At 73.7% G+C, this 13,210-nt stretch carries 13 protein-coding genes; 9 read left to right on the forward strand and 4 right to left on the reverse strand.

The genetic code is table 11. The features are described from left to right. Window positions 1–43 precede the first annotated feature (43 nt). The gene (locus OG386_RS38750) at window positions 44–766 is read left to right on the forward strand and encodes a response regulator transcription factor (protein WP_328793512.1); all 723 of its coding nucleotides are present in this window, start codon (window positions 44–46) and stop codon (window positions 764–766) included. 16 nt (window positions 767–782) lie between these two features. Here OG386_RS38750 and OG386_RS38755 read toward each other — a convergent pair whose 3' ends face one another. After that, a complete protein-coding gene (locus OG386_RS38755; RefSeq protein ID WP_328792010.1) occupies window positions 783–2,120 on the reverse strand; it encodes a hypothetical protein in 1,338 nt (445 codons plus the stop codon). After that, the gene (locus OG386_RS38760) at window positions 2,117–3,040 is read right to left on the reverse strand and encodes a LysR family transcriptional regulator (RefSeq protein ID WP_328792011.1); all 924 of its coding nucleotides are present in this window, start codon (window positions 3,038–3,040) and stop codon (window positions 2,117–2,119) included. Before OG386_RS38760 ends, OG386_RS38755 begins: the two co-directional genes overlap by 4 nt. Window positions 3,041–3,111: 71 nt before the next feature. On the opposite strand from OG386_RS38760, the gene OG386_RS38765 reads away from it, so the two are divergent. Beyond that, window positions 3,112–4,065 (forward strand): NAD-dependent epimerase/dehydratase family protein, encoded by a 954-nt coding sequence (locus tag OG386_RS38765; protein WP_328792012.1) that lies wholly within the window; start codon window positions 3,112–3,114, stop codon window positions 4,063–4,065. Window positions 4,066–4,070: 5 nt separating this feature from the next. On the opposite strand, the gene OG386_RS38770 is transcribed toward OG386_RS38765, so the two are convergent. Beyond that, window positions 4,071–4,829: a GntR family transcriptional regulator gene (locus OG386_RS38770; protein WP_328792013.1), complete on the reverse strand. Its 759-nt coding sequence runs from the start codon at window positions 4,827–4,829 to the stop codon at window positions 4,071–4,073. A gap of 232 nt (window positions 4,830–5,061) precedes the next feature. Between OG386_RS38770 and OG386_RS38775 the strand changes: the two genes are divergently transcribed. The 5 genes from OG386_RS38775 to OG386_RS38795 are packed head-to-tail and all read left to right on the forward strand — an operon-like array spanning window position 5,062 to window position 9,808. Continuing rightward, the gene (locus OG386_RS38775) at window positions 5,062–6,225 is read left to right on the forward strand and encodes an ABC transporter substrate-binding protein (protein WP_376151987.1); all 1,164 of its coding nucleotides are present in this window, start codon (window positions 5,062–5,064) and stop codon (window positions 6,223–6,225) included. After that, a complete protein-coding gene (locus OG386_RS38780; protein ID WP_328792014.1) occupies window positions 6,225–7,115 on the forward strand; it encodes an ABC transporter permease in 891 nt (296 codons plus the stop codon). Before OG386_RS38775 ends, OG386_RS38780 begins: the two co-directional genes overlap by 1 nt. Beyond that, window positions 7,103–8,044 (forward strand): ABC transporter permease, encoded by a 942-nt coding sequence (locus OG386_RS38785; protein WP_327387237.1) that lies wholly within the window; start codon window positions 7,103–7,105, stop codon window positions 8,042–8,044. Before OG386_RS38780 ends, OG386_RS38785 begins: the two co-directional genes overlap by 13 nt. 4 nt (window positions 8,045–8,048) lie before the next feature. Continuing rightward, the gene (locus OG386_RS38790) at window positions 8,049–9,152 is read left to right on the forward strand and encodes an ABC transporter ATP-binding protein (RefSeq protein WP_328792015.1); all 1,104 of its coding nucleotides are present in this window, start codon (window positions 8,049–8,051) and stop codon (window positions 9,150–9,152) included. Next, window positions 9,149–9,808, forward strand: coding sequence for an HAD family hydrolase (locus OG386_RS38795; RefSeq protein WP_328792016.1), 660 nt, complete (start codon window positions 9,149–9,151; stop codon window positions 9,806–9,808). Before OG386_RS38790 ends, OG386_RS38795 begins: the two co-directional genes overlap by 4 nt. A 10-nt stretch (window positions 9,809–9,818) precedes the next feature. On the opposite strand, the gene OG386_RS38800 is transcribed toward OG386_RS38795, so the two are convergent. Then, window positions 9,819–10,328, reverse strand: a complete 510-nt coding sequence (locus tag OG386_RS38800) for a hypothetical protein (protein WP_328792017.1) — start codon at window positions 10,326–10,328, stop codon at window positions 9,819–9,821. 86 nt (window positions 10,329–10,414) lie between these two features. On the opposite strand from OG386_RS38800, the gene OG386_RS38805 reads away from it, so the two are divergent. Next, on the forward strand, window positions 10,415–11,503 hold the full coding sequence (locus OG386_RS38805) for a DUF2330 domain-containing protein (RefSeq protein ID WP_328792018.1): 1,089 nt from the start codon (window positions 10,415–10,417) through the stop codon (window positions 11,501–11,503). 157 nt (window positions 11,504–11,660) lie between these two features. Further along, window positions 11,661–13,100: an amidase gene (locus OG386_RS38810; protein WP_328792019.1), complete on the forward strand. Its 1,440-nt coding sequence runs from the start codon at window positions 11,661–11,663 to the stop codon at window positions 13,098–13,100. Window positions 13,101–13,210: the final 110 nt, after the last annotated feature.

Raw genomic sequence — 13,210 nt, forward strand, 5'->3', positions numbered from 1 at the left:
CACGCCGGACGTACCGGCCACGCCGGACGAGACGGCCGTGCCCGTGCCCGCACCCGCGCCCCGTGTGGTGATCGCCGACGACCAGGACCTGGTCCGGACCGGCTTCCGGCTGATCCTGACCGCCCGCGGGATCGACGTGGTCGGCGTCGCCGCCGACGGCGTGGAGGCGGTCGCCGCGGTGCGCCGACTGCGCCCCGACGTCGTCCTCCTGGACATCCGGATGCCGAACATGGACGGCCTGGAGGCCGCCCGCCGCATCCTCGCGGAAGCCCCGTACTGCCGGGTGATCATGCTGACCACCTTCGACCTCGACCAGTACGTGTACGCCGCCCTCGCCGCCGGGGCCAGCGGCTTCTTGCTCAAGGACGTCACCCCCGAGCACCTCGCCGCCGCCGTCCGCCTGGTCAGCACGGGCGACGCGCTGCTCGCCCCGTCGATCACCCGCCGCCTGGTGGAGCGTTGCGGCCCGGGCGCGGCCGTACCGGACCCCGCCGCGGCGGACGCCGCCCGGCAGGAGCTGGCCGCGCTGACCCCGCGCGAGCGCGAGGTGCTGACCCTGATGGGGCACGGGCTCTCCAACGCCGAGCTGGCCCGCGAGTTCACGCTGAGCGAGGCCACGGTGAAGACCCATGTGGCCCGCATCTTCGCGAAGTTGTCGCTGCGCGACCGGGCCCAGGCCGTCGTCCTCGCCTACGAGACGGGCCTGGTGACCCCCGGCTCGGTCACCGCTCCGCGTCCGGGACCCCCTCCGGCGCCCGCAGGGTGACGCGGCTGACGGACTGTCAGGGCACCAGTTCCAGCATCACGGCGCGCGGCAGCGAGGGGTTGCGCGCCGCTTCCTCCGCCACCCGCTGGTCCTCGTCGGCGAGCAGCCCGGTGATGGCCTCGGGCGGCAGCGCCGGGTGGGCCGCGGCCAGCGGCCTGGACGTACGGTCCGCCAGGCAGGCGAGCAGGGCCGGGCCGGTCGCGTGCGGGTGCTTGGCGACCTCCTTGAGCACCTTGCGCACACCCGGTCGGTGCTGCGTCAGGTACTCCAGCAGCGGACCGGACGCGTCCGGGTTGGCGGCCACCGCGGCGAGGACCTGCACGCCGTGCCGCGCGACCATGGCCCGCAGCAGCTCCTCGGACAGGCCGGGGTGCCGCGCGACGGCCCTGACCACGGACGCGTCCGGATCGACCGCCAGCGCGTCGCGCAGCTGCGGGGGCAGGTCGCGCCGCTGCGCCACGAGCATCCGTACGGCCGCGTGGCGGGAGCCGGCCAGCTCGGCGAGTTCGGCCGGCGTGGCGGCGGATATCCGTGGCAGCGGGTTCCACGCCGCCCGGTCGCCGACGACGAGCTCGGCCAGCAGGTCGAACGGCACGTGCGGATTCTCCGCGACGGCGCGCCGTACCAGGATCTCCGGATCGGCGGCCAGGACGCGGATCAGCTCCTGGCCGATCCCGGGGTTGCGCGCGTACGCGGCCCGGACCCCGTAATTCGGGTCGGCGGCCAGTCGGGTGTAGAGCGCCTGTGGTAGATCGGTGCGCTCGGACAGCGCCCATTGCAGGGGAAGTTCGGGGTCTTCGGCCAGGGCGAGGACGGCTTCGAGCGGAGTGGTGGGGTTGAACGCCGCCGCGATGCGGACCCGGGGATCCGGGTGGCGAGCGAGGCGGGCGGTGACCGGTGACTCAGTCCATCGGGCCACGTCCTCCACCACCTCCACATCCGGGTCGGCGGCGAGCAGGTCCACGACGTCGGGCGGCAGGCCGGGGCAGGAAGCCAGCCTCCAGCGGATCTCGGCGTCCGGGTGGGCCGCGAGGAGGCGGGGCCATTCGGGGTGCCCGCGGCCCTCGTCGATCAGGGCGATGGCCGCGTACGGCCAGGACATGGGATCCACGTCGGCGGCGGTGAGCGTCCCGCTGTAGGCGAGGGGCACGGCGGTGCTCCTGGCGTACGCGGCGAGCTCCAGCACCTGGTCACGGCGCAGATCGGTGCGGTCGGTCAGATCGTGGAGCAGTTCGTCGGCGTAGTCCCGGTCGGGGCAGGTCCCCGCCTCCTTCAGCGCGCGCGTCAGAAGTCGGTCGACCAGTTCGGGCGGCAGCGCCGGATTGGCTGCCAGTCCGCACAGAAGATGGTTCAAGGGCGCTCTCCGGTCGGTGTGCGGGGCGAGGCGGCGGCCGCGGTCAGGGCTGCGGCCAATGCCCGGGTAGGGGGGTGCGGGCGGCGTCGGCGGGGGAGGACCAGCCCGATGTGCCGGGCAGGACGCGGGGGTTCGATGCGGACCGCGGTCAACTCTCCTGTCGTGGTGAGCGATACGTGCGGGACCAGGGAGACCCCGACTCCGGCCGCGACCAGGGTCTGCGCGAAGAAGTAGTCGGTGGTGGAAGCCGCCACCAGGAGGTCGAAACCGGCGAGCTCCGCGTACCGGCGCAGGAAGGCCTCCGTCCTGAGGCAGCCCAGCACCCAGCGGTCGGAAGCCAGTTCGGCCAGACCCACCGACGGCCGGTCCGCGAGGCGGTGGCCGGGCGGCAGCACCAGCCACAGCGGATCTTCCATCAGCGGAACCCAGTCGAGCCCCGGGCGTTCACCCGGGCGGACGGGCGGCGGCCCGTCGAAGTGGTAGGCCAGTGCGAGATCGGCCGCTCCACCGCGCACCATCGCGGCCGCGCCCTCCGGCTCGCTCTCCAGCACCGTCAGCTCCACCTCCGGATGCGCCTCCACGAACCGGGGCAGCGCCGCGGGCAGCAGGTGTCGGCCCCCGCTGGTGAAGGTGGCGACGGTGAGGCGCGGCCGTTCCGCCGTGAGCCGGTCGATCGCGTGGCGGACCTGGTCCAGCTCGGCGGAGATCGACTCGGCGGCCTCCACCAGCAGCCGGCCGGGCTCGGTGAGGGTGACCCCGCGCGTGCTGCGCACCGCCACCGGGTGGCCGACCGCGCGCTCCAGCGCCGCGATGTGCTGCGAGACGGCAGACGGGGTCAACAGCAGGGCGCCGGCGGCCCGGTTGAAGCTGCCGTGCTCGGCCACCGCCCGAAGGACGCGCAGCCGGTGCACATCGATCATCAGTTTTCCTTACGATGCGTTCAGCAGCTGGTCGGTTCCGCGGGGGACGATACAGCGGCACAGTCGAACGCATGAAGCGAATTCTTGTCGTCGGCGGCAGCCGGTACTTCGGAAAGACCCTGGTCACCCGGGCGCGCGAGGCGGGGGACGAGGTGACCGTCCTCAACCGGGGCTCCGGCGCACCACCGCACGACGTGGACCGACTGGTCGCCGACCGCGACGACGAGGAAGCGCTGCGGGCGGCATTGGGCGCGCGCGACTTCGACGTGGTCGTGGACCAGGTCTGCTACACACCGCTCCAGGCCGCCGTCGCACGACGGGTGTTCGCCGGGCGGACCGGGCGCTACGTCATGACCTCGACGATGGAGGTCTACGACCCGGCCACGCTCCCGGCCGGTTCCCTCGACCCCGTCTCCGCCGGCCTCCCCGACCCCGCCCCCGTCCCGGTCACCGAGGCGTCGCTCGACCCCGCGCGGCTGCCGCTCGCGGGGGCGGCGGGCCGCGCCCCCGGGCCCTGGCCCGCGTACGTCTACGCCGAGGGGAAGCGGCAGGCCGAGGCCGTCTTCCTACGGGATGCGGCCTTCCCGTACGTCAGCGTGCGCGCCGCGCACGTCCTCGGCGGCGGTCCGGCGGAGTTCACCGGGCGGCTCGCGCACTACGTGGAGCGGATCGCGGCCGGGACCCCCGTCGACGTCCACAAAGCCCCGTACGCCACCTCGTTCATCCATCACCACGAGATGGCCGAATTCCTGCACTGGACGGCGGGACAGACCTTCACCGGGCCCGTCAACGCGGCCTCGCACGGCGCGCCCGACGTGCTCGCGCTCTGCGAGGCGGTGGGGGAGCACGTCGGGCGACGGCCGCGGTACCGGGTGGTCGGGGCGGGCGCCGCCGCCTCGCCCTTCTCCTTCGACCGCGCCTACGCCATGGACAACGGCCGGGCCTCGGCCCTGGGCTTCGGCTTCGGTCACGTCGCCGACTGGCTGCCCGGGGCGATCGCCGAGACCCCGCGCGCCGACGGCTGATGCGGTCACTGGTCTCCGACGCGCCGCTCCAAGGGAGTTGCTACCGATGAGTTGCTCACACTGAAGGTCACGCTGCCGGCCCGGTAGCGGTCGTCGGACCACTCGATCGGGCGGCCGGTGGCGGTCGCGGACACGTGCCGCTGGCGCAGCAGCGGGCTACCGCGCCGGATCTCCAGCAGCCGGGCGTCCTCGCTGCCGGCCGGAAGCGCGTCGATGAGGTGCTCGCCGTAGTGGGCGGTGACCCCGGATCCCTCGGCCAGGCTGTCCATGACGGAGCGGCAGTCCGCCGGCAGCGCCTCGACGGCCGCCGCGACCCAGTCGGCGTAGGCGGTCCGCTCCACCATGGTGGGCTCCCCGTCGAGCAGCCGCAGCCGCAGTACGGCCAGGACCTCCGTACCGGGCGCCAGCGCGAGCCGGTCCGCCTCCTCGGCCGTGGCGGGCCTGCGGGTGCGCGACAGGAAGCGGCTGGCGGCCCGGTGCCCCAGTCCCTCGGCCCACTGGGCGAAGCTGTTCAGCTCGCCGAAGCTGTGCCGGCGCTCCCGGCGCAGGACGATGCGCCGCGCGCCCTGGCGGGAGCCGATCAGCCCTTCCGCGGCGAGGGTGGCGACCGCCTGACGGACCGTCCCGCGCGATGCGGACCAGTGCGCCGCCAGGTCGCTCTCCGAAGGCAGGTGCGCCCCCACGGGGAGCTCGCCCGAGAGGATCTCCCGCCGCAGCGCCTCGGCGATCTCCAGGTACCTGGCCGTGCCCGCGCTCGTACTCATGCCTTTCGCCCCCTGCTGGCCGTGTCCGGCGGTGCCATGCCGGAATCGCTGTGCACCGGTCTCCCATGATCACTCCAACAGGTTCTGTCACGGCTCCTTCCGGTCATTCTTCTCTCTTCCTCGAGACGTGCTCCGGGCGACAGGCGCCGTTCACCGTCCGTACAGCGGGCCCGGGCGAACTGGAGCCAACTTGTTCAGACAAGTGAATCCACCTTCGTCTCCGGGAGAGACCGTGCTCAGTTCCTCCGCCCGTCGCGGTGCGGCCGTTCTGCTCAGCGCCGCCGTACTCACCACGCTCAGCGCCTGCGGTGCCGCCCCCGACCAGAAGTCCGGCGGCGCCGACGGCGCCAAGAACGGCGTGCAGCCGGGCGCCGCGACCTCGGTCGCCGACTTCGGCTCCTTGGAGGCCCTCGCCGCCGCCGCGCAGAAGGAGGGCGAGCTGAACGTGATCGCGCTGCCGCCGGACTGGGCGAACTACGGCGAGATCATCAAGGCCTTCGAGGCCAAGTACAAGATCAAGGTGAACAGCGAGAACCCGGACGCCTCCAGCTCCGACGAGATCGCCGCCGTCAAGTCCCGCAAGGGCCAAAAGCGCGCCCCCGACGTCCTGGACCTCGGGATCGCCTTCGCCCGCAGCGGCGCGGCCGAGAACCTCTTCGCCCCGTACAAGGTCACCGCCTGGGACAAGATCCCCGCCGCCCAGAAGGACGCCGACGGCCGCTGGACCAACGACTACGGCGGCTACGTCTCCATCGGCTGCGACGCCGCCCGCATCCCCACCTGCCCGCAGACCTTCGCCGATCTCCTCAAGCCCGAGTACAAGGGCAAGGTCGCTCTCAACGGCAACCCCACCAAGTCCGGTTCGGCCTTCGGCGGCGTCTACGCGGCCGCCCTCGCCAACAAGGGCTCCTTCGCCGACATCCAGCCCGGCATCGACTTCTTCGGGCAGCTGAAGAAGTCCGGGAACTTCATCCCGGTCGAGTCCACCCCTGCGACCGTCGAGAAGGGCGAGACGCCCATCTCCATCGACTGGGACTACCTGAACGCCGGCTACGCCGACCAGTTCAAGGGCAAGGGCGTCGACTGGAAGGTCGCCGTCCCCACCGACGGCGTCTACGCCCAGTACTACTCGCAGGCCATCAACAAGGAGGCCCCGAACCCGGCGGCCGCCCGCCTGTGGCTGGAGTTCCTCTACAGCGCCGAGGGCCAGAACCTCTGGCTCAAGGGGTACGCCCGCCCGGTCCTGCTCCCCGGCATGACCCAGGACGGCACCGCCGACCAGGCCGCCGTCGCCAAGCTCCCGCAGGTCCAGGGCACCCCGACCTTCCCCGCCTCCGAGGAGCTCGACAAGGCCAAGGCCACCCTCGCCGAGAAGTGGGACAAGGCCCTCTCCTGATGTCCTCCACCACCGACCCCCGCGTCGCCGGCGGCACCCGCCGCCGGCGACGCGGCCCGCGCACCTGGCTCGCGACCCTCCCGCTGCTCACCTTCACCGGGCTCTGCTTCGGCATCCCGCTCGGCGCCATGGCCTACGGCGCGGTCACCCGCACCGACCCGGCGAGCGGCGCCACCCGGGTGACCGGTGAGCACCTCGCGCGCTCCCTCCAGGGCCCCTACCTCGGCTCCCTCATCGGCAGCGTCCAGCTCTCCGCCCTCACCGCACTCGTCGGCGGCGTCCTGGGCGTGGTGATCGCCCAGGCCGTGGTCACCTCCCGCTCCGCCGGCCTGCGCAGCGCCGCGCTGACCGCTTCGGGGGTGCTGGCCAACTTCGGCGGCGTACCGCTGGCGTTCGCCTTCATCGCCACCGTCGGGATCTCCGGCGTCGTCACCCAACTCGCCGACCTCACCGAACTCGGCTGGAACCTGTACTCCTTCACCGGCCTCACCGTGGTCTACCTGTACTTCCTGATCCCCTTGATGGTGCTGGTGATCGCCCCCGCGCTGGACGGACTGCGCCCGCAATGGCGCGAGGCCGCGCAGAGCAGCGGAGCCACCGCACGGCAGTTCTGGCGCCACGTCGGCCTGCCCGTGCTCGCGCCCTCCCTGCTCGGCGGGTTCGTGCTGCTCTTCGGCACCGCCTTCGCCGCCCACGCCACGGCCGCGGCCCTCGTCGGAGGCTCCGTACCGCTGGTCACGCTCAAGATCGCGGACGCGCTGTCCGGGAACGTGCTCACCGGCCAGGAGAACGTGGCGCTCGCCCTCGGCCTCGACATGATCCTGATCGCCGGCCTGGTCATGGCCGTCTACCTGCCCCTCCAGCGACGGAGCGCCCGATGGCTGCGATGACCCCGACCACCCGGTACTCCGACGGCGCCCGGGACACCGGGGAACCGGAGACCGGGGCCCCGGCGCGGACCCCGGCCCGCCGGCCCCGCCGGCCCCGTCCCACGATCTGGCGCGGAGCCGTCCTCGCCCTCGCCGGCGCCTACTTCCTCGTCCCGCTCGTCGCCTCGTTCGTCTTCACCGTGCACGTGCCCGGCCACGGCATCACCTTCGAGGCGTACACCGAACTGCTCTCCGCCGACGGCTTCACCGAGAGCCTGCTGCTCTCCCTCGGCCTCGCCGCCGCGACCATCGCCCTGTCGCTGCTGCTCGCCGTACCCGCACTGGTGGCCGTACGCATCGGCTCCCCGCGGCTGCGCCCGGTCGTCGAGGTGATGTGCATGCTGCCGCTGGTGGTGCCGCCGATCGCGCTGGTCACCGGCATCACCACCGTGCTGCGCTGGGGCCCCGAACACCTGTCGCGGACCCCGCTCTACCAGACCTTCATCGCCGTCCAGAACGAGGAGTTCCCCGTCGTCCTGGTCCTCGCCTACACGGTCCTGGCGCTCCCCTTCGTCTACCGCTCGCTCGACGCGGGCCTGCGCGCCGTCGACGTGCCGACCCTGGTCGAGGCCGCCCGCAGCTGCGGCGCGAGCTGGCCGCACGTCGTCCTGCGCGTGCTGTTGCCGAACCTGCGGGCCTCCCTCGCCGGCGCCGCCTTCCTCACCCTGGCCCTGGTGCTCGGCGAGTTCACCATCGCCTCCCTCCTCGGGTTCCAGCCCTTCGCGGTGTGGATCGTCTCGATCTCCGGAGCGCAGGCCCGGATGTCGGTGGCCGTCTCCATCCTCAGCCTCCTGATCACCTGGCTGCTGCTGATCGCCCTCTCCCGCGCCGGGACCACCCCCTCCACGGCCGCGGCCGCACCCGCCACCACCTCCCGCAAGGAGCCCTGAGTCCATGTCCACCACGTCCACCACCCTGCCCGCGGCCAGGAAGCCGGCGGAGTCCGACCGGCCCGCGGGCGCGCGCGTCGAGTTCCGCGGCCTGCGCCGGGCGTTCGGGTCCACCGTCGCCCTCGACGGGCTCGACCTCACCGTCGAACCCGGTGAACTCCTCGCCCTGCTCGGTCCGTCCGGCTGCGGGAAGACCACCGCCCTGCGCGTCGTCGCCGGTTTCGAACAGCCCGACTCCGGCGAGGTCCTCGTCGACGGACAGGACATCACCCGGGTCCCGGCCAACCGCCGCGACGCCGGCATGGTCTTCCAGTCGTACAGCCTCTTCCCGAACCTGAGCGCCCGCGACAACGTGGCCTTCGGCCTGCGGGTACGCAAGGTCGGCGCGGCCGAGCGCCGCGAGCGCGCCGCCGAACTCCTCGACCTGGTGGGCCTGCCCGATCACGGCGACCGCTACCCGCACCAGATGTCCGGCGGGCAGCAGCAGCGCGTCGCACTCGCCCGCGCCCTCGCCCTGCGCCCGCGCGTGCTCCTGCTCGACGAGCCGCTCTCCGCGCTCGACGCCAAGGTACGGGCGAACCTGCGCGAGGAGATCCGGCGCCTGCAGCTCTCCCTCGGCATCACCACCGTCTTCGTCACCCACGACCAGGAGGAAGCCCTGTCGATGGCCGACCGGGTCGCCGTCCTGAACGCCGGGAAGCTGGAGCAGTGCGCCGCCCCGGCCGAGCTGTACGACCGCCCGGCCACCCCCTTCGTCGCCGAGTTCGTCGGCACGATGAACCGGCTGCCCGGACGGCTCACCGACTCCGGCCTGGTGGAGGTGGCGGGAGTGCGCCTGCCCGTCGACGGCCCGGTCCCCACGACGCCGCAGGTGCAGGTCCTCGTACGCCCCGAGAACGTCACCGTCACCGCCGACGCCGAGGGCACGGCCACCGTGGTCTCCGCCTCCTTCCTCGGCTCCGTGACCCGGCTCCACCTGGAGCTGCCGGGCGGGGTGAGCGTCAAGGCGGACCTTCCCTCACGGGACGCGGGAGCCCTGGTGCCGGGAGCGCGCGCCGCCGTGGGACTGGCCGAGCGGCCGGTGCTCGTCGTGGCCGGCTCCGCATGAGCACCCTCGCCGCGGTCCTGTTCGACATGGACGGCACCCTCGTCGACACCGAAGTGCTGTGGTGGCGCACCACCGAGGAGATAGCCGTCGGCCTCGGCCACCGGCTCAGCGACGCGGACGCGCCGGAAGTCGTCGGCCGGGCGGTGGAGGACACCGCCGCCCACCTCGTACGGGTCTCGGGAGGAGGAGACCCGGCCGAGGTGGCGGCGGCGCTCACCGAGAGCTTCTTCCGCGGGGTGGAGGCCGGGGCGCCGATGCGGCCCGGCGCCCAGCGGCTGCTGACCGCCCTGGAGGCGGAAGGCGTGCCCTTCGCCCTGGTCAGCGCGTCACCGCGGGTGGTCGTCGACTCGGTGGTCGGGGGCTCCCTGGCCCATGTTCCCTTCGTCTTCACCCTGTCCGCCGACGACACCGCCCGCACGAAGCCGCACCCGGACCCCTACCGGGCGGCCGCCGGGCGCCTCGGCCTCGCACCGCGGGCCTGCGTCGCGGTGGAGGACTCGCCGGACGGCGCCGCCTCCGCCGAGGCGGCCGGCTGCGCGGTCCTGGTGGTCCCGTCCCTGCTGGCGGTCCCGGCGTCACCGCCGCGGACCTTCGCCGAGTCCCTGGAGGACGTCACCGTGGCACGGCTACGGCGCTGTGTGACGGCGGCCGGCTGACCCCCGGACTTCAGGCCGGCAGGCCGAGGATGTCCAGGATGCCCTCCGCGTAGGCGGCACTCCCGGAGCCCGGGTCGGCGGCGATCTCACGGCGGAAGCCGTCGATACCCGTACGGATGAAGGCGGTGCACTGTCCGTGCAGTCCGGCCTCGTGGGTACCGCCGTCGTCCACCGTGCACAGCAGGGCCAACAGGGTCCACAGGAGGGCCTCGCGGGTCGCCCGCCGGGGCGGGTGCGCGGCCCACACCGCCATCAGCACGCCGCACACCGCCGGGGCGGGCGGCTTGAGGTGCTCGGCGAAGAAGACGTGCCCCTCCAGCGCGTGGAACGCGGAGGGATGCCCCTCGGCGGCATCCCGCACGGCGTCCATCAGATGGCCCGCCGAGCGGCCGCAGCCGCACTCGATGGACTCCCAGTCGTGCCGTGCGATCTCCGCCGCCACGGCATCCGGAACCAGCGGGCTGCGCAGCACCGCGGACCGGCGCAGCAGAGCCTGCTGCCGCTTCTCGCTCCCCGTCATGGGGCACAGTATGAGGCCAGGTCGCAGTGGTCGGCGAGGGGGGTCGGAACCGGATTGCGAGGGCCTTCGTCACAGACCCCGTGAGGATGAAACGAAGAATTGTGGCACTCCTGTTCGCCCTGCTCGCGACCCAGCTGGGCGCACTGGTCAACCCCGCCTACGCGTGCGGGTGCGGGGCCATGATTCCCGACGGCCAGTCCCGGATCGGCGTCGACCGGGAGACCTCCGTGGTGCGCTGGGACGGCCGCACGGAGCAGATCGTGATGCGGTTCACCGTCGGCGGGGACGCCCACCGGGCCGCCTGGATCATGCCGGTGCCGGGCCGCGCCACGGTGGAGCTGGGCGACGGCAAGATGTTCGACGAACTGGGCCGGCTCACCCGGCCGGAGCACAGGACCCGGGGCTACTTCTGGCCGCGCGACCACGACTGGCCCTTCTCCTCGGGCGGCATGCGGGACGGTGCCGGCGCCCCGGCGCCCGGCGCCGCGGCACCACCGGTCGGCGTCGTCGGCCGCGAGCAGCTCGGTGACTTCGACGTCGCCCGGCTCACCGCCACCGACCCGGACGCCCTGAAGAACTGGCTGGAGGGCAACGGCTTCAAGCTCCCCGACCGCCTCGCCACCGAAGTCAAGCCGTACGTGGACCAGGGCTGGGAGTACGTCGCGGTACGGCTGGCCCCGCGCGGGCAGGGCCGACCGCTGCGAGGAGACCTGGACCCGCTGCGGATCCGCTTCGACAGCGACCGGCTGGTCTACCCGATGCGGCTCTCCCGGATGGCGAAGACACCGCAGTCCCTCGGCCTGTACGTCCTCGCCGACCACCGCATGGAGCCGGCCTCCCCGATCGGCGGCTCCGCACCCGAGGTGACCTTCGCGGGGACCATCCGCCCCGAGAACGGCCCGCTCGCCGAACTGGCGGGCGCCGAGCCCGTCTTCCTCACCGCCATCGACCAGCGGTTCCCGGAGCCCGGGCGGATCGACGCCGACCACGAGCTGCGCGCCACCGCCGAGGACACCCCGTACCGCAGGGCGATCTACCACGACGAGCTGCTCACGGCGGGCGGCGCCCCGGTCTGGCTCCTGACGCTGGCGGCCGCCGTGGCGGCGCTGACGGCCACGTCCGTCGCGGTGCTCCGCGTCCGCGGCCGTCGCACCGCCCCGGCCGCGACGTCCTGACCCGGACGACGTCACCCCCGGCTCCGGGCCGGCCCGTGCCGTCCGGCCCGCCGCTACCGCTGCCACCGCCGCCAGCCCTGCCGGGGTTGACGCGCGAGCGCCGGGACACCAGCCTTGCACCGGAGTTACCGAGAGGTAAGGGGAAAGGGTGGTGTCCATGGACGAGCACGGCGTACGGCGGCGGGAACAGGACCGGGACGACGCGGAGTTGATGTTCCAGGGGGTCGCGCGCCAGGCCGAGCTGGTGCGCACCGGCAAGACCACCTCACGCGCCCTCGTCGAGGCCGCGCTGCGCCGCATGGCCCGGACCGATCCCGTCCTCGGAGCCTTCCGCGTCGTCCTCGCCGAGCAGGCCCTCGCCGAGGCCGATGCCCGTGACGCGGCGGAGCCGACCGGACCGCTCCACGGCGTCCCCGTCGCCGTCAAGGACGAACTGGACGTCGCGGGTCAGGTCACCACCTTCGGTGGATCCGCCAACCGGACCCCCGTCACCGCCGATTCCGAAGCAGTACGCCGCCTGCGCGCCGCCGGAGCCGTCGTCATCGGCAAGACGACGATGCCCGAGTTCGGCCAGTGGCCCTTCACCGAATCCGCCGCCCACGGTCACACCCGCAACCCCTGGGACACCACCCGCACCCCCGGCGGCTCCAGCGGCGGCAGCGCCGCCGCGGTCGCGGCCGGACTGGTCGGGGCGGCCCTCGGCGGCGACGGCGGCGGATCCATCCGCATCCCGGCCGCCTGCTGCGGTCTGTTCGGCCTCAAACCCCAGCGCGGCAGGGTCTCCACCGCCCCGAACCCCCACCTCTGGTACGCGCTGGGCACCGTGGGGCCGCTGACCCGCAGCGTGGGCGATGCCGCCCTGCTCTACGACGTGCTCGCCGGCACCACCCCCGCCGACCGCTGGAGCGCCGGCCCCGCGACCACCAGCTGGGTGGAGGCCCTGGAGACCCCGCCCGGCCGGCTGCGCATCGGCTATTCGGTCAAGCCGGCCGTGCCCGGGGTGCGTCCGCATCCGGAACACGTCGGGGCCGTCCTGGAGTCCGTACGGGCGCTGCGCGAACTGGGCCACGACGTACGGGAGGTCGACCCCCGCTACCCCGACGCGACGGCCCCGTTCGCCGCGCAGTTCTGCGGTGGAGTGCGGGCGGAGGCCGACGCCGTCGAGCGTCCCGACCTGCTGGAACGGCGCACCCGACGGACCCTGGCGCTCGCCCGGCTGGTCCCCGAGTCCGCCGTGGAGCGCGGGATCCGGGCGGGGGAGCGGCTGGCGGAGCGAGCCGACCGCATGTTCACCACCATGGACCTGCTGCTGACCCCGGTCGTCGCCGAGCGCCCGCGCCCGGTGGGCGCGCTGGACGGCGCCGGGCTGCTGACGGCGCTGGCGCGCTCGCGCCCGATGGTCGCCTACACCGCGCTGTGGAACGTCACGGGGCACCCGGCCGCCTCCGTCCCGGCGGGCCTCGGCGAGGACGGTCTGCCGCTCGCCGTGCAACTGGTGGGCCGCCGGGACGACGAGGTGACCGTCCTGCGGGTCGCGGCGCAACTGGAGGAGGTCCGGCCGTGGGCGCAGCGCCGCCCGCGGCCCCCGGCCGCCTGACGGGGGAACCGTTCTCGCCTGGATGCGTGTCTCCGAGCACACGGCAAGACGTGTGCGGGCGGGCCCGGCTCGATCCTCAGCGGGGATCTTGACTTCATCGCACCGCGGAC

The sequence above is a fragment of the Streptomyces sp. NBC_00273 genome (assembly GCF_036178145.1).
GTDB lineage: Bacteria > Actinomycetota > Actinomycetes > Streptomycetales > Streptomycetaceae > Streptomyces.